Annotated in this window: 12 protein-coding genes; 8 read left to right on the forward strand and 4 right to left on the reverse strand. The window is 65.7% G+C overall.

All coding sequences use genetic code 11. The annotated features are described in order from the left end of the window. Position 1 precedes the first annotated feature (1 nt). The 3 genes from uvrA to G4L39_RS00390 form a co-directional block, all read right to left on the reverse strand. Positions 2 to 2962, reverse strand: coding sequence for an excinuclease ABC subunit UvrA (uvrA, locus tag G4L39_RS00380; RefSeq protein ID WP_165105066.1), 2961 nt, complete (start codon positions 2960 to 2962; stop codon positions 2 to 4). 137 nt (positions 2963 to 3099) lie between these two features. Continuing rightward, the gene (locus tag G4L39_RS00385; RefSeq protein WP_165105067.1) at positions 3100 to 3744 is read right to left on the reverse strand and encodes a sigma-70 family RNA polymerase sigma factor; all 645 of its coding nucleotides are present in this window, start codon (positions 3742 to 3744) and stop codon (positions 3100 to 3102) included. A gap of 104 nt (positions 3745 to 3848) precedes the next feature. Next, positions 3849 to 4211 carry a hypothetical protein gene (locus tag G4L39_RS00390; protein ID WP_165105069.1) on the reverse strand — a complete coding sequence of 121 codons (363 nt, stop codon included), beginning with the start codon at positions 4209 to 4211 and terminating at the stop codon, positions 3849 to 3851. Between the two features lie 93 nt (positions 4212 to 4304). Here G4L39_RS00390 and G4L39_RS00395 point away from each other — a divergent pair, with 93 nt between their 5' ends. The 8 genes from G4L39_RS00395 to G4L39_RS15280 all read left to right on the forward strand — a co-directional run bounded on the left by G4L39_RS00395 (position 4305) and on the right by G4L39_RS15280 (position 19993). Continuing rightward, positions 4305 to 7250, forward strand: a complete 2946-nt coding sequence (locus G4L39_RS00395; RefSeq protein ID WP_165105071.1) for an amidohydrolase family protein — start codon at positions 4305 to 4307, stop codon at positions 7248 to 7250. After that, a complete protein-coding gene (locus tag G4L39_RS00400; protein ID WP_165105072.1) occupies positions 7247 to 8614 on the forward strand; it encodes an amidohydrolase family protein in 1368 nt (455 codons plus the stop codon). The genes G4L39_RS00395 and G4L39_RS00400 overlap by 4 nt, the downstream gene beginning before the upstream one ends. Positions 8615 to 8917: 303 nt before the next feature. Further along, positions 8918 to 9364, forward strand: a complete 447-nt coding sequence (gene fliW, locus G4L39_RS00405) for a flagellar assembly protein FliW (RefSeq protein ID WP_165105074.1) — start codon at positions 8918 to 8920, stop codon at positions 9362 to 9364. Between the two features lie 23 nt (positions 9365 to 9387). Continuing rightward, positions 9388 to 9720: a carbon storage regulator CsrA gene (gene csrA / locus G4L39_RS00410; protein ID WP_165105076.1), complete on the forward strand. Its 333-nt coding sequence runs from the start codon at positions 9388 to 9390 to the stop codon at positions 9718 to 9720. Further along, a complete protein-coding gene (locus G4L39_RS00415) occupies positions 9717 to 10520 on the forward strand; it encodes a flagellin (protein WP_165105077.1) in 804 nt (267 codons plus the stop codon). The genes csrA and G4L39_RS00415 overlap by 4 nt, the downstream gene beginning before the upstream one ends. A gap of 189 nt (positions 10521 to 10709) precedes the next feature. After that, positions 10710 to 11204: a tetratricopeptide repeat protein gene (locus G4L39_RS00420; protein WP_165105079.1), complete on the forward strand. Its 495-nt coding sequence runs from the start codon at positions 10710 to 10712 to the stop codon at positions 11202 to 11204. A 421-nt stretch (positions 11205 to 11625) separates the two neighbouring features. After that, positions 11626 to 13983, forward strand: coding sequence for a methyltransferase domain-containing protein (locus G4L39_RS00425; RefSeq protein ID WP_165105080.1), 2358 nt, complete (start codon positions 11626 to 11628; stop codon positions 13981 to 13983). 13 nt (positions 13984 to 13996) lie between these two features. Then, positions 13997 to 19993, forward strand: a complete 5997-nt coding sequence (locus G4L39_RS15280) for a glycosyltransferase (protein WP_165105081.1) — start codon at positions 13997 to 13999, stop codon at positions 19991 to 19993. 39 nt (positions 19994 to 20032) lie between these two features. On the opposite strand, the gene G4L39_RS00435 is transcribed toward G4L39_RS15280, so the two are convergent. Next, positions 20033 to 20704, reverse strand: a complete 672-nt coding sequence (locus G4L39_RS00435; protein WP_165105083.1) for a response regulator — start codon at positions 20702 to 20704, stop codon at positions 20033 to 20035. Between the last annotated feature and the right edge of the window lie 108 nt (positions 20705 to 20812).

The following is a 20812-nucleotide window of genomic DNA, read 5'->3' on the forward strand; positions in this document are numbered from 1 at the left end:
GTCAGGCCGGTGGGTGGGCGGCTTCCAGGAGGGGTCGGATGAAGCGGCCGGTATGGCTTTGGGGGCAGGCGGCGATGAGCTCGGGCGGGCCTTCGGCGACGATGTAGCCGCCGGCGTTGCCGCCTTCGGGGCCGAGGTCGATGACCCAGTCGGCGGCTTTGATGACGTCGAGGTTGTGTTCGATGATGATGAGGGTATTGCCGGCGTCGCGGAGTTTGAAGAGGACCTCGAGGAGTTTGGCGACGTCGTGGAAGTGGAGGCCGGTGGTGGGTTCATCGAGGATGTAGAGGGTACGTCCGGTGGAGCGGCGGGCCAGTTCGGCTGCGAGTTTGACGCGCTGGGCTTCGCCGCCGCTGAGGGTGGTAGCGGGTTGACCGAGCTGGAGGTATCCGAGGCCGACCTGGGCGAGGGTGAGGCAGGCGTCGTGGATGGAGGGGATGGCGCGGAAGAAGGTGACGGCTTCATCGACGGTCATGGCGAGGACGTCGGCGATGTTGCGGCCCTTGTAGGTGATTTCGAGGGTTTCGCGGTTGTAGCGTTTGCCGCCGCAGGCTTCGCAGGTGACGTAGACGGGGGGGAGGAAGTGCATTTCGATGGCGAGGACGCCGTCGCCCTGGCACTTTTCGCAGCGGCCGCCGCGGAGGTTGAAGCTGAAGCGGCCGGGGCCGTAACCGCGGACGCGGGCGGCGGGGAGGCGTGCGAACAGTTCGCGGATTTCGTTGAAGATGCCGGTGTAGGTGGCGGGGTTGCTGCGCGGGGTGCGGCCCAGCGGGGTTTGGTCGATGACGATGACTTTTTCGAGGCGTTCGTAGCCGCGGATTTCGCGGTGGGGTCCGGGGTTGTCCTTGGCGCCGTAGAAGCGGCGCATGAGGGCGCGGCGGAGGACGTCATCGACGAGGGTACTTTTACCGGAGCCGCTGACGCCGGTGACGCAGGTGATGAGGCCGATGGGGAAGCGAGCGTGGATGTTTTTGAGGTTGTTGGCGGTGGCGCCGATGACTTCGATCCAGCCGCGGTCGGGGTCGGGTTGGGCGCGGTGTTTGGGGACGGGGATGCTGAGTTCGCCGCGGAGGTAGCGTGCGGTGAGGGAACGGGGGTGTTGGAGGATTTCCGGGAGGGTGCCGGCGGCGACGACCTCGCCGCCGTGGATGCCGGCGCCGGGGCCCATGTCGATGATGTAATCGGCGCGGCGGATGGTGTCGGCGTCGTGTTCGACCACGATGACGGAGTTGCCGAGGTCGCGGAGGTGTTCGAGGGTGCGGAGGAGTTTTTCGTTGTCGCGCGGGTGGAGGCCGATGCTGGGTTCGTCGAGGATGTAGAGGACGCCGACGAGGCCGGCACCGATCTGGGTGGCGAGGCGGATGCGTTGGGCTTCACCGCCGCTGAGGGTGCCGCTTTCGCGGTCGAGGGTGAGGTAGCCAAGACCGACGTTGCGGAGGAATTCGAGTCGGGCCCGGATGGCCCGGACGATTTCTGTGGCGATTTTCCACTGGAACTCGGTGAGTTGGAGGTGGGAGAGGAACTGGAGGGCTTCTTCGACGGAAAGGGCGCAGAAGTCCATGATGGAGAGGCCCGGGATTTCGGGTCCGTTGGGTGTGGGGCGTGTGTGCCGGTCGGGGCGTCCGTCGGTGAGTGTGACGGCGAGGATTTCGGGTTTGAGGCGTTTGCCCTGGCAGGCGTCGCAGAAGCGGGGGCTCATGTAGGCTTTGAGGCGGGTACGTGTGGATTCGCTTTCGGTTTCGGCGTAGAGGCGTTCGAGTTGGGGCAGGACGCCCTCGAACGGTTTACGGACGATCTGGGGTGAGCCGGCGCGCCAGAAACGGAACTCGATCTCCTCGGAGCCGGATCCGTGCATGAGGATGTGGCGGAAGGATTCGGGGAGGTCCTTGTAGGGGGTGTCCATGCTCTGGCCGTAGTGGGCGGCGACGGCGCGGAGGAGGGCTTTGTAGTAGGAGATCATGCGTTTACCGCCGCGGCGCCAGGGCTGGATGGCTCCGGCTTCGAGGGATTTGTCAGGGTCGGGGACGACGAGGCCCTCGTCGAAGACCATTTTTTGGCCGAGTCCGTGGCAGACGGGGCAGGCGCCGTCGGGTGCGTTGAAGGAGAAGTGTTTGGGGGTGAGGGTTTCGTAGCTTTTGCCGGTGGCGGGGGAGAATCGGCGGTTGGAGTGGAGGGTTTCGATCCAGCCTTCGGTGTTGGTGGTACCGGTGAGGGTGGCGGTGGGTGAGGGTGGTGGCTGGTGGAGGGTGAGCATCTGACCGTCGCCCCAGCGGAGGGCGGTTTCGACGGAATCCTGGAGTCGGACCCGGGCTTTTTCGTCCACGATGAGCCGATCCACGACGACCTCGATGGTGTGGGACTGTTTGGGGTCGAGCCGGATGCGGTGCTGGGGGTCGCCGAGGTCGACGATTTGTCCGTCCACGCGGGCGCGGACGAAACCTTCGCGTGCCAGGCGTTCGAGGACGTCGCGGAATTCGCCTTTTTGGTTTCGGACGACGGGTGCCAGGAGTTGGAGGCGTGTGCCGCGGGGGAGGTTGAGGAGGCGGTCGACGATGTCGGTGGTGGTTTGGGTGAGGATGGGGCCGCCGGTTTCGGGGCAATGGGGTGTGCCGGCGTGGGCGTAGAGGAGTCGGAGGTAATCGTAGATTTCGGTGGTGGTGGCGATGATGGAGCGGGGGTTGCCGCCGGAGCTGCGTTGTTCGATGGCGATGGCGGGGGAGAGACCTTCGATGTAGTCGACGTCGGGTTTTTGGAGCTGGCCGAGGAACTGGCGGGCGTAGGTGGAGAGGCTTTCGACGTATTTGCGCTGGCCTTCGGCGTAGAGGGTGTCGAACGCCAGCGACGATTTGCCGCTGCCGCTGAGGCCGGTGATGACCACGAGTCGGTCGCGCGGGATTTCCAGGGTCAGGTTTTTGAGGTTGTGTTCCCGCGCGCCGCCGATGCGGATGAATTTTTCACCCATGGTGCGTGGATTTTTTGTTTGCCCGAAATGTACAGGGTACGGGCCGGCGTGGGGGATGGGAAGTCCGGAGCCGGGGTGTGGTCCGGGGCTGTCTTGGCCGCGTTGGGGCGCAAGCGTCCAGGGGTGGCGGCCCGGGTTCAGGGATGGTGGTGCGGATGGGGTTCGAGGCGCCGGGCGGGGTCGCCCAGGACGCGGGTGAGGTGTTCGCGGAGTTGGAGTCGGGCGCGGAGGAGGCGGACCTTGACGTTGGTTTCGGAAAGGCCGAGCAGTTCGGCGGTCTCCCGGACGGAGAGGCCCTCGACGTCCCGGAGGAGGAAGACCAGGCGATATTTTTCGTCGAGTTGTGCGAGGGCCTGGTCGAGGAGCTGGCGGATTTCGTTCCGGTGGACCAGTTCTTCGGGGTCGGCGCGCCAGTCGGCGATGTATTCGGGGTGGGGGATTTCGCCGGTGTCAGGGTCGGGGTCGGTGGCCTGGTCGAGGGATACCGTGTCGAGACCTTTGCGTTTGCGGAGGATTTTGAGGGCGGCGTGGGTGGCGATACGGTCGAGCCAGGTGGCGAAGCTGGCTTCTTCGCGGAAGTCAGCGAGGTGTTCGAGGGCGCTGAGGAAGGTTTGTTGGGTGACGTCCTGGGCGTCGTGTTCGTTTTGGGTGATGCGGCGGGCGAGGGTGTAGATTCTGCGTTCGTGTCGGTTGGCCAGTTCCTCGAAAGCGTCCAGGTCGCCCTGTTTGGCCTGTTGGACCAATTGGGCGTCGGTGAGGGTTTGTGGGTTCGGGTTCGACATTGGGGTGGGAGGATGTCAGGGATTGGGTGGCTGGACAAGGCGCGGGGACCCTTGGCCGGCGGGCTTTGGCAGGGGTGCGGTGTGTGGCGCGGGCGGGGGGTGGGTTATCGGACGTAGGTTTTCCATTCCTTGAGCCGTCCGTCGGGGCCGAAGACGAGACGCAGCCAGGTGTCGGGGCTGGAGGTTTCCACGTAGGTGGGGAACGCCCAGCTGTGCCAGTAGGGGTACCATCCGGCGGAGGTGTAGAGGCGGTTTCGGCCCGGGCGGGTGAGCCATTCGGCCACGAGGGTGCCGTCCTGGAGTTTGGCCTGTTTGTCGGGGGGACCCATCTCCACGACGGCCTGGTCGAAGGTGTAATGGCCGACGCGTTCGGTCCAGTTGACCTTGCTGATGGCGCAGCTGCAGCACCAGAGGGACAGGCAGAGGAGTGCCAATCCGGTGCGAACGACGTTTGGTTTTGTCCTCACGATGGAAAACGTTAGGACGGGCCGGGTGAAAGGCAAGCTGGCAGTTCCGGGGTGGGGGGATGGGGTTGGATGGGGAACGAGGGTTGCGACGTCGTGAGAGTTTCGGTGCGGCTCGGGAGCTTGTCAGGGGTGGGGCTGGGCTTTTATGGTTCGGTCGTCATGGGCGGGGCGCATCGAGATTTTGAGCTTTGGGCAGGGACGTTTGTTTTGGGGTTGGTGCTGGGTGGGGCGGCGTTTGCGGCTGAGATTCAGCCGCCGGGTTTGATGCCGGAACCGCCGGAGTGGCGGGCGTTGGTGGGCGGGCGTGTGGTGGTGCGGCCGGGGGAGGTCGTGGAATCGGCGACGATTCTGGTGCGGGACGGACGGGTGGTGTCGGTGGGGAGGGAGGTGACGGTCCCCGCGGGGGCCGAGGTCTGGCGGATGGACGGGCTGACGATTTATCCGGGGTTGATCGAGCCGTACTTTGTGATTTCGGGGACGAACCGGCCGGTGGACACGCGGATGGTGGAGCCGGTGGGGTGGAGTGGGGCGGGTGCGGGCGGCTACCGGTTTTTGGGGGTTTCAGGCACCGGGGAGGGCGGCCGGCGGAAGGGGCCGGGGCATGCGGTGTCACAAGTCACGCCGGAGCGTCGGGCCTTGGAGGTGTGGGATCCTGCGGATCGTGCGTGGGCGGAGTTGCGAGAGCAGGGTTTTACGGTGGCGGTGGTGGTGCCGGGCGAGGGGATCTTTCGGGGTCGGAGTGCGGTGGTGTTGTTGGGCGAGGAGGATGTGAACCGGCTGGTGTTACCGGCGGAGGCATTTCAGCACGTGGCGCTGGCGCCGGGGACGGGTCGGGGCAGGAGTCAGTTTCCTGCGTCGCTGATGGGGGTGGTGGCGGTGGTGCGGCAGACGTTGATGGAGGCGGAGCATGATCGGCGCATGCGACTGTGTGCCGAGACGAACGCGGAGGCGGCCTTGTCGCGCGAATACAATCCGGCCTGGGAGGCGCTGGGGCGGCTGTGGGAGGGCGGGCAGAGGTTGGTGATGGAGCCGGGGAGCGTGCTGATGATGGATCGGGCGATCCGGCTGGCGGAAGAGTTTGGTTTGGAGCCGTTGTTGGTGGCTTGTGGGGAGGAATGGCGGCGGCCGGATTTGTGGGAGGGGCGCAAGGCGGGTTGGATCGTGCCGGTGAATTTTCCAGGGTTGCCGCGGCTGCCGGCGGAGGAGGATTGGGAGCAGGTGAGCCTGGACCAGTTGCGACGGTGGGACTGGGCCCCGGAGAATCCTGCGTTATTGCGGCGGCTGGGGTGTGAGCTGGCGCTGACGACGCACGGGTTGAGCGATCGCAAGCGGTTTCGGGAGAAGCTGCGCGAGGCGTTGGACCGGGGGTTGAGCGAGGCGGACGCGCTGGGGGCGTTGACGGTGGTGCCGGCGCGGTGGTGCGGATTGGACGGGTTGTTGGGGACGATCGAGCCCGGGAAGCTCGCCAATTTCACGGTGGTTTCGGGCGGGAGTTATTTTGATCCGGAGGCCCGGGTGCGGCAGGTGTGGGTGCGGGGCCGGGTATACCGGCAGGCGGCGGACCTGGTGTCGGGGGAGGGGCCGGGTTCGGAGCGCGGGTTGGCGAAGGAGGGAGAGCGGGCGAAGTTGGAGGAACGGCGGAAGGATCGGGCGCAGCGGCTGGCGCGGTCGCCCTTGGAGGATGCGGGTCCGTTGCGGGCGCCGCGGGTGTTGAAGGTGGTGAATGCGACGTTGTGGACGTGCGGGCCGGCCGGGGTGATTCGTTCGGGCCAGATGCTGGTTCGGGACGGTCGGATCGAGGCGGTGGGTGAACGGGTTCCGGAGGATCCGGCTGCCGAGGCTCTGGATTTGGGCGGGCGTCATGTGACGCCGGGGCTGATTGATGCGCACAGTCACACGGCGATTTTGGGTGCGGTGAACGAGGCGACGTTACCTTCGACGGCGATGGTGCGGGTGGAGGATGTGGTGAACAGTGAGTCGGTAACGTTGCGGGAGCAGTTGGCGGGCGGGCTGACGGCGTGTCAGTTGTTGCATGGATCGGCGAATCCGATCGGTGGTCAGAGTTGCGTGATCAAGTTGCGGTTGGGCGCGCCTCCGGAGGGTATGAAACTGGAGGGGGCGCCGGCGGGGATCAAGATGGCGCTGGGGGAGAACGTGAAGCAGTCGAACTGGGGCGATCGTTTTACGAACCGTTTTCCGCAGACGCGCATGGGGGTGCCGGCGTTGATTGCGAACCGGCTGGCGGCGGCGCGGGAGTACCGTCGGATGCAGGAGGAGGCGCGGCAACGGGGCGGGATTGGGCCGCGCCCGGATCTGGAGCTGGAGGCGCTGGCGGAGGTGTTGGAGGGGCGGCGTCTGGTGCACTGTCATGCGTATCGGCAGGACGAGATTCTCGCGTTTTTGGAAGTGATGGAGGCGTTTGGTGTGCGGGTCGCGTCGTTGGAACACGGACTGGAGGGGTACAAGGTGGCCGACGAGATCGCGGCGCACGGGGCGGGGGTGGCGACCTTTGCGGACTGGTGGGCGTACAAGTTCGAAGTGTACGACGCGATTCCGTACGCGGGGGCGCTGATGACGCGGCGCGGGGTGACGGTGGCGTACAAATCGGATTCCTCGGATCTGGCGCGGCGGTTGAACACGGAGGCGGCGAAGGCGGTGAAGTATGGTGGATTGGGTGAGGAGGAGGCATTGCGGTTGGTGACGTTGCATCCGGCGCGGTTGTTGGGGATCGAGCGGCGGGTGGGGAGTTTGGAGCCGGGCAAGGACGCCGATTTTGCGGTCTGGTCGCATGCGCCTTTGGATGCCCGGGCGGTGTGTTTGCAGACGTGGGTGGACGGGAAGCTGTATTTCGAGCGGGAAGCGGCGCGGCAACGGGCCGAGAGGATGGCGGCGGAGCGTGAGCGGTTGTTGGAGAAGGCGCGGCGTTGGTTGCGGGCCGGCGGAGAGCGCGGATCCGGGGATGAGACGGGCGAGGGCTTTTTCCGGGTGAGCCTGGAGATGTCGGATCGGGAGAAACACTGCGAGGACATTGAACCATGAACGGCGGGTGTTCGAGCCGGGCGAGGGGACGCATGGGCCTGCAGGTGCGCCGGGGTGGCGGGCTTGCGATTTGGGTGGCGTTGTGGGGCGCGGTGACATCGGCGGGGACGGTGTTTGCCGAGGCGCTGCTGTTGCGGGGTGCGGTGGTGCACACGGTCACGGGCCCCACTCTGGCACCGGGCGACGTGCTGGTGCGGGAGGGACGGGTTGCGGCGGTGGGGCAGGGGTTGGAGGCCCCGGATGCGCGGGTGGTGGATCTGCGCGGGTTGCACTTGTATCCGGCATTGATCGCGCTGAACACGGGCCTGGGACTGAAGGAGATTGACGCGGTGCGGCCGACGCTGGACCAGGTCGAGGTGGGCGTATTCACTCCGGAGGTGGGTTCGTGGGTGGCGGTGAATCCGGATTCGGAGTTGTTGCCGGTGGCGCGTGCGAACGGGATCGGTTTTTTCGAGCCGGTGCCGATGGGCGGGGTGGTGGCGGGTCGGTCCGGTTTGCTGCGGCTGGCGGGCTGGACGGTTCGGGAGATGACCGTTCGGGCGCCCCTGGCGATGCATGTGTTTTGGCCCTCGATGGAACTGGACACGCGGTCCAGGAACGAGGTGCCGGACCCTGAGAAATGGAAGTCGCCGGAGGGGCAGGCCCGGGAGCGGGCGTCGCGATTGCGTGCGCTGGAAGATTTTTTCCGTCAGGCGGACGCGTACGCGCGGGCGCAGGATCCGGATCGGCCACCGCGTGTGGGAGCGCCCGGGGCGCAGCCGATCTGGGAGGCGATGCTACCGTTTGTGCGGGGGGAGCGGCCCATTGTGGTGCATGCGGACGACGTTCGGCAGATTCGAGGCGTGTTGAAGTGGGCGGAGACGAATCGCTGGCGGGTGATGTTGGCCGGTGGGCGGGATGCGCGGCGGGAGGCCGACGGTCTTGCACGGCTGGGGATTCCGGTGGTGTACGAGCATGTGTTCACACGACCCGTTCGGGACACGGATTCATACGACGTGCATTTCCGGGCGCCGGCGGTGCTGCACAAGGCCGGGGTGACGGTTTTGTTCAGCACGGGGGTGGAGGATGCGTCGCTGGTGAAGAACCTGCCCTATCATGCTGCGCAGGCGGTGGCCCATGGGTTTCCCGCGGAGGCGGCTGTGCGGGCTTTGACGGTGGAAGCGGCGCGGTGGTGTGGCCTGGGTGAACAGTTGGGGAGCATTGAACCCGGGCGCGAGGCGACCTTGTTTGCTGCGACCGGGGACGTTCTCGACATTCGGACGCAGGTGGTTCGGATGTGGGTGGAAGGACGTGAGGTGGGGCTGGAGAACCGCCACACGCGGCTGTACGAGAAGTATCGGCAACGGCCGGGACCGCGGAGGTGATTCAAGGGCGCGGGTGCGGCCGATTTGGGGGGTTGGCGGAGGTGGGAGTGGATTTGGGTGACGATCCGGTGCCGGGGGCGGAGTGGCGGGCGCACGGGCGCGGGCTGGTGTTGCGGGCAAAAATTCCCCGGCGGAAGGAGCTTTTTGCCGGCTACAGGGAGTGGCCCGGGCCACTACGGGTTGGGGCGGTCCGGTGATTCGCCCCTGGTTTGGGGTTGGTTGTTGGCGTTGTGGGGTTGTGAGATTATTCGGGACAGCGGGCCGTTGGGAGGGTGGCACGGGTACTGCTGAGAAGGGGTCGGCATGACGAGCTGCGTGAATTCGAGTGAGGCCCGGGCGTCGGCCGCCGAACCGGTGGTGTACCGGGTGCGGATGCCGACGGGGTTACTCGGGTTTGAATCGATTCGGGAGTACACGCTGTCATTTCATCCGGACGAGGCACCGTTTGGGTGGTTGGAGGCGGCGGATGGATCCGGGTTGGCGTTTGTGGTGGTGGATCCGTTTTTGGTGGTGCCGGAGTATCGGCCGGACATTCCGCCGCCGGATGTTGCGTTGTTGGGTTTGAATGGGCCGGAGGACGCGCTGCTGTTGAACATCGTGACCATTCACGGTCCGCGGAAGGCCACGGTGAACTTGAAGGGGCCGGTGGTGATCAACCGGCACACCTGGGTGGGCAAGCAGGTGGTGATCGGCAATGCCATTGAGTACTCCGTGCAACATCCGCTGCCGGTGCCGGAGTCGGGCGACTGAAACCCTCCAAGGATTTTGCTGCCATGTTGATTCTGTCGCGCAAGCCCGGTGAGAGCATCATGATTGACGGGCGCATCCACGTGAAGGTGGTGCGGGTGGAGGGTGAGATTGTGAAGGTGGGGATTGAGGCGCCGGCGGAAGTGCCCGTTCACCGGATGGAGGTGTATTTGGAGATTCAGAGCAGCAACCGGGGCGCTGCGGTTACGAAGAAACCAGCGCTGCCCCGGCTGCCGGTGGCGGCTTCGGCTGCCGGGCAGGGAACGCACCCGAACGGGAAAAATGGTCCGCGCATTCTCGTGCGGCAGCCGTCAAATCGGCGTGGCACCAATCCTGCTGTGCAGGAGAACCGGCCATGATCATTCAACCGAACATGACGAGTGGCGGGGCCGCACCGGTGGCGGGCAACAGCCGGGGACGCCTGGCGCAGTCGGTGGCGCGGCTGGGTGAGAATGTGCGTGTGGCGGGGGCGGCAGGGGATGCCGCGCCGGGGGAGGTTTCTGCCGGGCTGACGGTGCGGATGCGTCAGATTCAGGTGCTGCAAGACGGTTTGGGTGCGGCGGTGACGCGGGTGCAGACCCAGTGGGCGTATTTGGATCGTGCGGGGGCTGTGCTGGCCCGGATGGCCGAGCTGGGTCGCCAGGCTGCGGACGAGAACCTGGCGGCTGACGAACGGGTCAGGGTTCAGGCCGAGTTTCGGGGTTTGGCTCGTGCGCTGGGTGAGCTGGCCGGGAAAACCTTTGCGGGTGAGCCTTTGTTTGACGGGTCTGATCGGGAGGTGCCCGTGGATGCTGCGGGTCGGACGGTGCGGGTGGTTTCGCCGGATTTGAACCGACCGGTGTACGGGGAGGTTGCGAGTGCGGATGTGGGCAGTGTGGAGAGCGCGATTGAGGCGGTGAAACGGGTGGAGACGGCCTTTACGGCGTTGCAGGAGGGGCGTGACCTTCTGCGGGCGGATGAAGAAGGGTTGCGTCGGGCGGTGGAGGCCCTGCGGGTGGAGCAGGACAATCTGGGCGCTGTGACGGTGCGGTTGCGGGATGTGGAAGCCGCGGATGCGGCGATGCGTTGGGTGGGGCAACGGCTTTTGACGCGGGGCGACGAAGCTCTGCAGGCGCAGGCCAACACACGGCCCGAGACGGCGGTGCGCCTGTTGTCGTGACCGCGTGGAGCGAGTGTCCAGCGACTTCGTCAGGTCGCCAAAACTGGACGAACCGCTGGCTCCTTCCCCCGGGCGGACCGGGTCCGATTCCAGGTCCGCCCGGTTCGCCGGTGGTCAGGGAGAAGCAGCAGGGACGGGGGATCACCGGCGCGGGGTGATCCGGACATGCCGAAAGCATGAGGTGCGACGATGAAGACCAGTGTGTTGGAAACTCCTGCCTTGCGATCTGCCGGTCGTGCCGGGATGCGGCCGGGTGAGGACCGCGGCCTTTCTCCCGAGCGGGTGCAAGCCCTCAAATGGTGGTGTGTGGCTCGTGCGGATGAGTGGTTTGCCGAGGGGGAGCTCGGTGCTGCGCGGGATTTTTTGCGGCATGCGGCGGCGCTGGATCCCAGAGATGACTGTGTGTGGCTGGCGCTGGGTTCGGTGCATTATTTGTTGGGCGAGCTGGCGGAGGCGGGGCTGGCCTTTTTGCGGGCGGTTCGGTTGCGGCCCGGGCATGCGCGGGCGTGGTTGCAGTTGGCGCTGGTGCACGAGCGGATGGGTCAACCGGGTCTGGCGGTGATGTTGGTGCGCCAGGCGCGGGAACTGGATCCGAATGACGAGGCCATCCGGGTGGCATGGGAGCGGCTGGAGCGGAGCTGCGGCTGCGAACCCGTTGAGAGGCCGCGGGCGCACACCTCCTGATCAGAACAACTGCCGGCTCGTGCCGTCGTCCGGGGAGTCGTCACCGGTCTCCCGTTCGAGTTCGTGTCCGGGGAGGTGAGACGCACGGTTTGTTTCGTGTCATGCCACAAACGCTGCAAGACGATCCATGGAAAGCCGCGTTGCTGAATCCCAGGTAAGCCCCGTTCTGGATGAGCCCGCCGGGTGTGATCATGAACTCGGGCCGACGGATGCTGCCATGGCCCGGTTCGTCGCTGATCTGGCCGGTTTTCTTGGAGGTCGGCGGGTTGTCACGTGCCAGTGGCCGAAGAGTGACCGCGTTGTGGTGAGTTGTTGGCAGGTTTCCGGGGACGCGGTGGCACACTGCGAGACGCAAGGTGAACACGGCACCCGCGGGGCTTCCGTTCCCCTGCCGGGCGAGTGTGGGGATGTTGTGGTGTGCATGGGGGAGCCACCCGGGGACGACGTGTTGCAAGGACGTTGGATTTCGGAGCTCTGGCGCCTGACGGGGAGGTGTCTGTGGGTCACCTTTGAATGCGATTCGAGTGCGAAGCTTCTTGCATGGGAGCAGAGGTTTCTGGAGGCGGGCTTTCGCAAGCACCCGCTCTGGACAGCACTTCGTCCGTTCGGAACGGATGGTGTTCAGAACGGGGTCGCCGCTCTGGTGTTTGAGAAGGTTCCTGCGCCCGCGCTCGAACGGTACCCGTTAAGCGCCCTGCGGGCGGAGCGGGACCTTCACATGGACATGTTGAGGGAGGCCGGCTTGCGTTCGGAGGCCCACCTGGCGCGGTACGAATTGGCACGACGGCACGTTCGGGAGGGCATGGTGGTTGTGGATGTTGCCTGCGGGCTCGGATACGGCGCGGCTGTTTTGGCCCATGCCACCGGTGCATCCCGGGTCATTGGTGTGGATTGCAGTCGTTGGGCCGTGGATTATGCCCGACTGAATTACGGAAGTGTGGATCGTCGGCTGCACTTTCAGGTGGGGGATGCGCGAGATTTGAGCTTCCTGGCTGACGACTCGGTGGACCTGGTGGTCAGCTTTGAAACCCTGGAGCATGTGCCGAATCCCGACCGTGTATTGGCAGAGTTTCGGCGGGTGCTCAAGCCGGGGGGGATTTTCATCGGATCGGTGCCCAATCTTTGGGTGGATTCGGAGGGGCGGAATCCGGTGCCCTATCATCTGCATGTATTTGATTTCGAGGGTTTCCATGCGCTGGTGGCCCGGCATTTTCGGTGGCGCAGTCTTTTTCGACAGAATGCCTGTGGCGGGTGGAAGCCGCCACAGCCACCGGGGCTGGTGTGCATTTCCGAATGTCGACCATGTCCGGAGGATGAGAGAAACGCAGAGTGGTGGATCGCCATTGCTGAAAGACCGGACTCCGGGAGCGAAGTGCATCCGCCTGTCTCCGGGGGTCAGAGGGGTCAATCGGTCGAGGCCGCCCCTCGAAGGATCCGGTATCCGAGTGCGGGCCGGACCTCGACCGCGGTGCTTGCCACGAACTATTTGTTGTGGACCCCTGCGACCCGGTGGATGTGGGAGAGGCTGGCGCGGGAGCTGGAGCGTCACGGTTGTCAGCTTGTATTGCTGTCCACGACCCTGCCGGACCCGCCGGTTGCATTCCCGGTGGATCTTCATCCGTATTTGCTCCGGGATTTTGCGCGAATGTTCCCGGCGTGGGTTGGTGAGGGCGAAAACTGGCATCTGGCTCCCGGAGAGGCTCATTGGCTCAAAGCGGACATGAGCCGTGTGGGTGCGGGGTACGGTATGGAGGAGGCATTGGCCGGTCTGAGTGCATTTCGGACCTATACGGAGACGTGGTTGAAGGAGTTGCGGCCGGCCATTTTGTTACTGGCGGACAACACCCTGGCGCAGACCGCCCTGCTCCAGCGTCGGGCCTGGGACCTCCATCTGCCCGTGTTGATTTACGAACGGGGGCTGCTCCCCGACACGTTGATGGTGGAGAGTCGAGGGATCCAGGCCTGGTCGGACGTTCGCACCCACTGGTGTCTGCAGGAGATGCCGGGTGTGGACCCGGTGCGATATGAAGAGATCCGCAGTTACTACGTAACACGGCGGCCGGAGAAGTACCCCCAACCGCAGGCGCCGGTTGACCCCGGTTCGCTGCGGCAGCAACTGGGTGTGGGGGATCGAAAGTTGGTGGTTTTCCTGGGCGGCGGCTTTGAGGCCAACGGGCATTCCCCCAAAGGGGGCATTCGGGATCGCGTGTTTTTCCCCGGTTTCTCGACGACCGAGGAAACATTGCTGGCGTTGTGGCGTGCGGTCCAACGTCGGGGGGACGCGTTCCTGGTGTTCAAGCCGCACCCGCTGGATCCCAATCCCTACGCGCTGGCCCGCGTGGAGGGGATCCCGGTGGTTCGGGATGTGAATGTTCATGCCTTGATTGAGGCGGCTGATCTCGTTGCGGCGCAGTACACGACGCTACAGTTCGAGGCTGTGTTTTGGGACAAGCCGGTGCTGTTGCTGGCGCGGAGTGCGTGGTGGGGGCGAGGGGCCACGTACGAGGTGACGGGCCCGGAGGAGCTGGACGTGCAGTTGGATCGGAGTATGAGCCGGCAGGATTGGGAGCGGATTCGGGAGCGGGCGCGGGCGTTTGTGACGTGGTTGATGGATGCGTTTTTGATCGGGGCGGCTCCCGAGGTGCCTGCCCGGCGTTGTTTGTCCCATTTTGCCGAATACCTGGCGCGGGTGGCGATGGACTGTCGGGGTATGCCGCCGGTGGCAGAGCGCCTGGAAAAGGCCATGCGGCGGTTGGAAGAGCATCGAGTTCGGTTGTGAGGAGATGGTCAACATGACCTTGCAATGTTTGGACGGTCTGCCGGAGGACTTTTGGTTACAGGATCCGGCGGTGCGGCGGTTGCGGGACCTGGTGGAACGATCCGGCCGGCGGATTCGGGCGGTGTCGTTTGATTTCTTTGACACGCTGGTGTGGCGGTGGACGGAGCGACCGGTGGACGTGTTTGCGGAGGTGGGGACGCGGCTGGGCGAACGCGGGATGTTGCCGGGGCATGTACGACCGGGCGAGTTTCGGGTGTATCGGCAGATGGCCGAGGTGCGGGCCCGCCGGCGTTTGGTGGGCTGTGCTGACAAATGGGAGGACATCACCCTGCGGGAGATTGTCGAGGAGCTGCGCACTCTTGGGATTCCGTCCGAGGTTTTGGTGGAGGAGGAGTTGGGGACGGAATCGGACGTGTGCTGTTTGAATCCGGCTCTGATTCGGCTGGCGTGCTGGTTGCGGGAACGGGGCGTACGGGTGCTGGTGGTGTCGGATGTGTATTTGTCGGCCGAGCATCTGGCGCGGATTTTGAGGGCGAATGGTTGCGATCCGGGGCTCTTCGACCGGATTTACACTTCGGCGGACCATCGGGTGTGCAAGGGCACGGCGAATCTGTTTCGGGTGGTGTTGCGGCAGGAGGGGTTGAAGCCGGAGGAGTTGGTTCATGTAGGGGACAATCTACGATCGGATTTGGGGGGTGCATGGAAGGCGGGGATTCGTGCGGTGGCGTACACTCCGGTGTGGCCGCCGGCGCAGGCGGCATTGGAGCGGGAGACGTTTTTGCCGTGCCACGCTCCGACGGTGTTTACGGCGCGGTGGTTGCGGCTGTTGGCGATGCGGAGGTTTGCCGGGGAAACACCGGCGGACTTTTTTGGTCGGGCGGGTGCGCTGTTGATGGGGCCGGTGTTGTCGGGGTTTGCCGCGTGGGCGTGCGAGCAGTTTGAGCAGGCCGGGGTTCGGCGGGTGGGTGCGTTCATGCGGGAGGGGGCATTGTTGGGTCGGATGTTGGAGAAGGAGGCACGGGCTCGCGGTTGGATGTTGGAAGTGCGGCCGTTGTACGCGAACCGACTGGCCCTGGAACTGGCGTCTCTGGGGCGGCTGACGGCGGATGCGCTGGTGGATTGGTTGGGACGAAGGCAGACACTTTCCGTGGGGGAGATTTGTGCGCAGTTGGGTTTGTCGGGCGGGGATCTTCGTGGGTTGCCGCTGGCGCCGGACGAGAGACTGGGCGGGCCTGAGAGAATCTTGCAGCTGGCGCGGTGGCTGTTTGAGCCGCAGGTGGCGAGGCGGATTGAGGCCCGGAGCGCCGAAGAACGCCAGAAGGTGCTGGATTATCTCAAACCGTGGTTTGACGGGTTGGAGGTGCTGGGGGTTTGCGACATTGGCTACAATGCCACGGCCCAGTACCAGATCCACCAGATCCTCCGTGGGGCCGGGCATGGTGGGCGGATGCTGGGTTGCTACGTGCTGACGTGTGAGGTGGCGGCGTGGCGGGCGTTGGATGGTTTGGAGGTGCGGAGTTACCTGGGCGAGTTTGGCACGCCGCGGGAGTTGTTTTGGGCGTTTTTGCGTTCGCCGGCGTTTGTGGAGCAACTGATCAACGCCCCGTGCGGGACCACCGTGGGGTACCGCCGCCAACCGGACGGCACGGTGGAACCGCGTTTGAGCGAGAAACCGTTGCCCGAGGGGCTGCGGGAGCGCCAGCGCTGGTTTCAAGACGGGGTGCAGTGGTACCAGGATCTGTGGTTGTGGGTGCGCAAGACGAAAGGTTGGTTGGGTCCGGAGCAACCGGCGTGGTTGAAGCGTTGGCGGACGGATCTGGCGCAACGGGACGCTGCCACGCTGGCGCGTGTGGCCGCATTTCCGTTGCCGGAGGAGGTGGAACAGTTTGGCGACCTGGTTTTGGACGATCGGTATTTTGAGGGAGGGGCCTTGCGGGTGTGCAAGGACCGGGACCGTGAGATCCTGCGGTCGCAGGGTTACGTGGGGCTGTTGCGAAGGCAGGACGTACTGTGGCCGCAGGGGACGCAACAGCGGGAACAGCCGAGGTCTGTGAATGATTATTTCGCCTTTGGCCGGGCGATGCTGACCGGTGCGGTTGACGGAGGTGCCGTGCATCAGCCGACGCGGCTGATGGTTTTGCTGCCGGCGCTCGGGGCGGAGCAGGAGTGCGTGGCCTGTTTGGAGCGGCTGCGGTCGGCGTGGCGGGAGTTGGAGGCGGTGAAGTTTGTGTTGTTGGCGCCGGCCGGGCAGGAGCATCCCGGGCCGCAACTGTACCGTGCGCTGCAGGGTTTGCGCTACACCTGGTCGGTGTTGGATCAGGATGAACCGTGGCCCCAGCAGGTGGCCGCGGTGATCCTGCCGAGCGAGGCTCCCCGGGTATTGTGGTTGCGTCCCGACGCGAGGCTTTCGCCTCAGGCATGGGCTCGGCTGACGGAGGCGGTGGAGTCCGAAGGTGTGGGGGCGGTCCTGCCGGCGTGGGAGGATGTGACCGGTGTGGATGAGAAACCTGCGGAGGAACTGGTGAGGGTCTTACCGCGGTGTGTTTTGGTGCGGCGGACTGCGTGGGAAGAGGGCATGTGCGGGGTGGGGAACGTTGAGGCGGGATGGGCATGGGCGCGGTGGCTGGGTGAGATGGAGGCTGCCGGTTGGGCGGTGCGTCGTGTGGCTGAGGCACCCGGGCAGGCCGATCGTGCCCGTGATGCTCGGGATGGGTTGGGGGCTGGCACGGAGGCGGCGGCTGCGGGCCGGTGGGAGGGATTGGAGGGGTGCGTGCGGCGGTGGTTGGGGGGTGAGGACGCCGTGGCGCGGATCGGTGGTGATGGGGCCGGTTCCGTCGTGGAAGTTCGATCGCAGGACGGGGTTGCGTCCGGAGGGTCGGCGGGGTCCGCCAGCCGGGCGGTGTGGGTGAATTGGGAGGGGTCGTTTTTGGACCATGGGAGTTTGTCGCATGTGAACCGGGAATTGACGGGTGCGCTGGAGCGGAGGGGCGGGGTGCGGGTACATCGGGTGCAGCGTGGTGGGTTGCGGGAAGCGGCTTACGCAGGGCTGGCAGGTTTGGTGGCGTCGAGGCCGCTGGCGGATGCGGCGGTGACGGTTCGGCACGGGTGGCCACCGGATTGGAGCCGGCCGGTGCGGGGTCGGTTGGTGGTGATTCAGCCGTGGGAATTTGGTGCGCTGCCCGAGGACTGGGTGCGTGCGGCTGCGCAGGTGGACGAGTTCTGGGTACCGTCGGGTTACGTGCGCGACGTGTACGTGGACTCGGGCGTACCGGCTGAGAAAGTGCGGGTGATCCCGAACGGGGTGGATATTGAGCGGTTTCATCCCGGGGCGGCGCCGCGGGCGTTGCCGACGTCGAAGCGGTTTCGGTTTCTCTTTGTGGGTGGAACGATTCCGCGCAAGGGGCCGGACGTGTTGTTACGTGCGTATTTGGAGGCGTTTACGGCGGCTGACGATGTGTGTTTGGTGATCAAGGACTGTGGCGGGCGGACGCATTATGCGGGGCAGACGTTGGCGGACCGGATCGATGCGGTGCGGCGGCGGCCGGGTGCGCCGGAGATTGTGTACCTGGACGAGGAATGGGGTCCGGAGGAACTGCCGGGTTTGTACACGGCCTGTCACTGTTTGGTGTTGCCGTATCGCGGGGAGGGGTTTGGGCTGCCGGTGTTGGAGGCGATGGCCTGCGGTTTGCCGGTGATTGTGACGGCGGGGGGAGCCACGGATGATTTTGTGGGGGATGGATGTGGTTGGCGGGTGGCGGCCGAGCGGCGGGGATTGGGGGATCGGGTGGGTGAATTCAAGCTGGCCCGACCCGGTTGGTGGTTGGAGCCGGGTTTGGAGGGGCTGGCACGGGCGATGCGGGCGGCGTATGAGGATGAGTCGGGGGGCCGGGTGCGGGGCGGGCGGGGTCGGGCCTGTGCGGAACGGTACAGCTGGGCCCGGGTGGCGGAGATGGTGGAGGAGCGGCTGCGTGTTTTGGCGGAAAGGGAGCCGGGGGAGAAGGCGGTTGTGATTTCGGGCGGTGGATCCAAGACGGCGCGGCCGATTGCGAAGATCGAGTTGCCGCCGTGTGCCCGGCTGGGTCATTTGGGTCGGGCGCGGGAGTTGATGGGATGCCGTCGTTGGGCGGAGGCGTGGCGTGCGACGTTGGCGGCGATGTCGGAGCGGCCCTTTCATCCGGAGGCGTGGCTGTTGCTGGCGCAGATTGCGCAGGCGGTGGGTGCGGGAAGGGTGGCCCGGCAATGTGGGGAGCGTGCGCGGCGGATGGCGCCGGGGTATGCGGCGGCGCGGCAGTTTCTGAAGCGGCCCTTGCAGGGTTCGATGCAGCCGGATTGGATGCGGTTGCCGGAGGGGTTGATGGAGGGTGGGCGGCCGCGGCTGAGCGTGGGCTTGATCGTCCGGAACGAAGAGGCGTTTTTGGATCGGTGCCTGAGTTCGGTGCGGGGTGTGGCGGACCAGATAGTGGTGGTGGACACGGGGTCCACGGATCGGACGGTGGAGATCGCGCGCTCGCACGGGGCGGAGGTTTATGAGTTTGCGTGGTGCGACGATTTCAGCGCGGCGCGCAATGCGGTGTTGGAGCATGTGCGTGGGGACTGGGTGCTGATGCTGGATGCGGATGAGGAGCTGACGGAGGAGGGGAGGCGGGAGCTGCCGGCGGCTCTGACGCGTGCGGAGGTGATGGCGTGGCGATTGCCGATGGTGGATGTGGGTCGGGAGGAGGAGGGGGTGTCGTATGTACCCCGGCTGTTTCGGAATGCGCCCGGGCTGTTTTACGTGGGGCGGGTCCACGAGCAGGTGTTCAGCAGTGTGGAGGTGCGCCGTCGGGAGTGGGGGCTGGATTGCCGGATCGGCAAGGTGTTGCTGCGGCATCATGGGTATCGGCCGGAGGTGATCCGGGACCGGAACAAGATCGAGCGGAACCTGCGGTTGTTGGAGCTGGCGGTGCAGGAGCTGCCGGGCGAGCCGCATTTGCTGATGAACCTGGGGTTGGAACTGGCGCGGTTGGGCCGCGAAGCGGAGGCGCTGGAGCGGTATCGGGAGGCGTTTCGGGCGTTGTCGGCCAAGCCGGCGTCGGAGGTGGTGCCGGAACTGCGGGAGACGCTGTTGACGCAAATGGCGTCGCGGTTGCTGGCGGCACGGCGGTTTGACGAGGTGGTGGAGGTGTTGAGCTCTTCCCTGGCGCGGGGTCATGGCGGGTTGACGGCCTCGCTGCATTTTGCGCTGGGGTTGGCGCAGTTGGAACGCGGGCAGTATCGGGAGGCGGCCGGACAGATGCGGCTGTGCCTGGAGAAACGGGATCGGCCCGCGCTGAGTCCGATTCTGAAGGAGATTCGCACGGCGGCGCCGCATCATTGTCTGGCTGTGGCGTTGTGGCGGGCCGGTGATGGGGCCGGAGCGGAGGCAGCTTTCCAGGAGGCGTTGCGCAGGCCGGGGGTGATGGACCGGATCCGTCTGGATTACGCCCGTTATCTGGTGGAGCAGCGCCGGCCCGTGGACGCGTTACGGGTGTTGACGGAGTGTGTGACGGAAAAACCGGACGCGGTGGATGCGTGGCGGTTGGGCGGGCAGGTGGCGTTGAGCACGCCGGAGTTTCTGGAGTTTGCGCGCGACTGGACGGGGGAGGCGATGCGGTATGTGCCGGCGGACCCGGTGGTGCGGGTGCAACGGGCGACGGCGTTGATGTTGGGTGGCGATTGCGAGGGCGCGTTGGAGTTGTGGCGTCAGGCAGAGGCCGCGGCGGCCCATCCGGAAACGGTTGCGGCCCGGTTGGTTTGTGAGGCGGTGACGGGGCGGAACCCTGAGCGGTGGACCGCCGGGCTGGCGGAAGCGGCGGTGAGCCGGGCCTGGTTGAGCTGGTACCAACGATTGCATCGGTGTGGTGCGCAGGAGGTGTTGCTGCGCCTGCATGAAACTGTGGAAAGTTGGGCGACGTTGTTGCCCACGGCGGCGGGTTGCTTGCGGGCGGCGCTGGCGGAAGCGGGGCAGGTGGCCGGTGCTGGTGCGGGCTGAAGCTGCGGGTGCGGTTGGGGTTTTGGAGGTTGTGGGAGTTCAGGAGTTTTGCGGAGGCTGACCGCGGGATGCGGTGGGTTCGCGGCCGAGGTATTTGGCCACGGCCTGGGTTCGGGACCGGACCTGGAGTTTATTGTAGATGTGGCGGATGTGGTTGTGGACGGTGGCGTAGCTGATGTTGAGCATGGCGGCGATTTCCTTGTAGATGTAGCCCTTGGCGAGCAGTTCGAGCACCTGTTGTTCGCGCGTGGTCAGGCCGGGTAGATCGGCGCCCGGCGGGGTGGGCTGACGAAAGGACTGGACGACCTTGCGGGCGATGTGGCTGGTCATGGGTGAACCGCCGTCGTGGACCTGTTGGATGGCCTCGAGGAGTTCTTCGCGCGTGGCTTGTTTGAGGAGGTAACCGCTGGCGCCGGCGGCCAGGGCGCTGAACACGGTGTCGGTGTCTTCGTAGACGGTGAGCATGATGAACTCGATGTCGGGGTGGGCGGGCTTGAGTCGGCGCACGCACTCGATGCCGCTGAGACCGGGCAGGTGGATGTCCATCAAGACGACCCGAGGTTTGACGAGGGGCAGTTGTTCGAGTGCTTGTTCGGCGGTGGCGTAATCGCCGACGCAGCGACAGACCTTGAACCGGTTGATGGCCTGCACGAGTTTGGCCCGCACACCGTCGTCATCCTCCACGATGGCCACTGGGATGGTCGTGTTCATGGTTCAGTCCCTTGCAAGCTTCAGGATGTCAGGGTGATGCTGGTCCGGCCAGTCACCAAAACGGTTCATGTGGGGGGAGGGGGTGGGATGGTATGAAATGGTGACGGG

The organism is Limisphaera ngatamarikiensis (assembly GCF_011044775.1).
In the GTDB taxonomy this organism is placed as follows: Bacteria; Verrucomicrobiota; Verrucomicrobiia; order Limisphaerales; family Limisphaeraceae; genus Limisphaera; species Limisphaera ngatamarikiensis.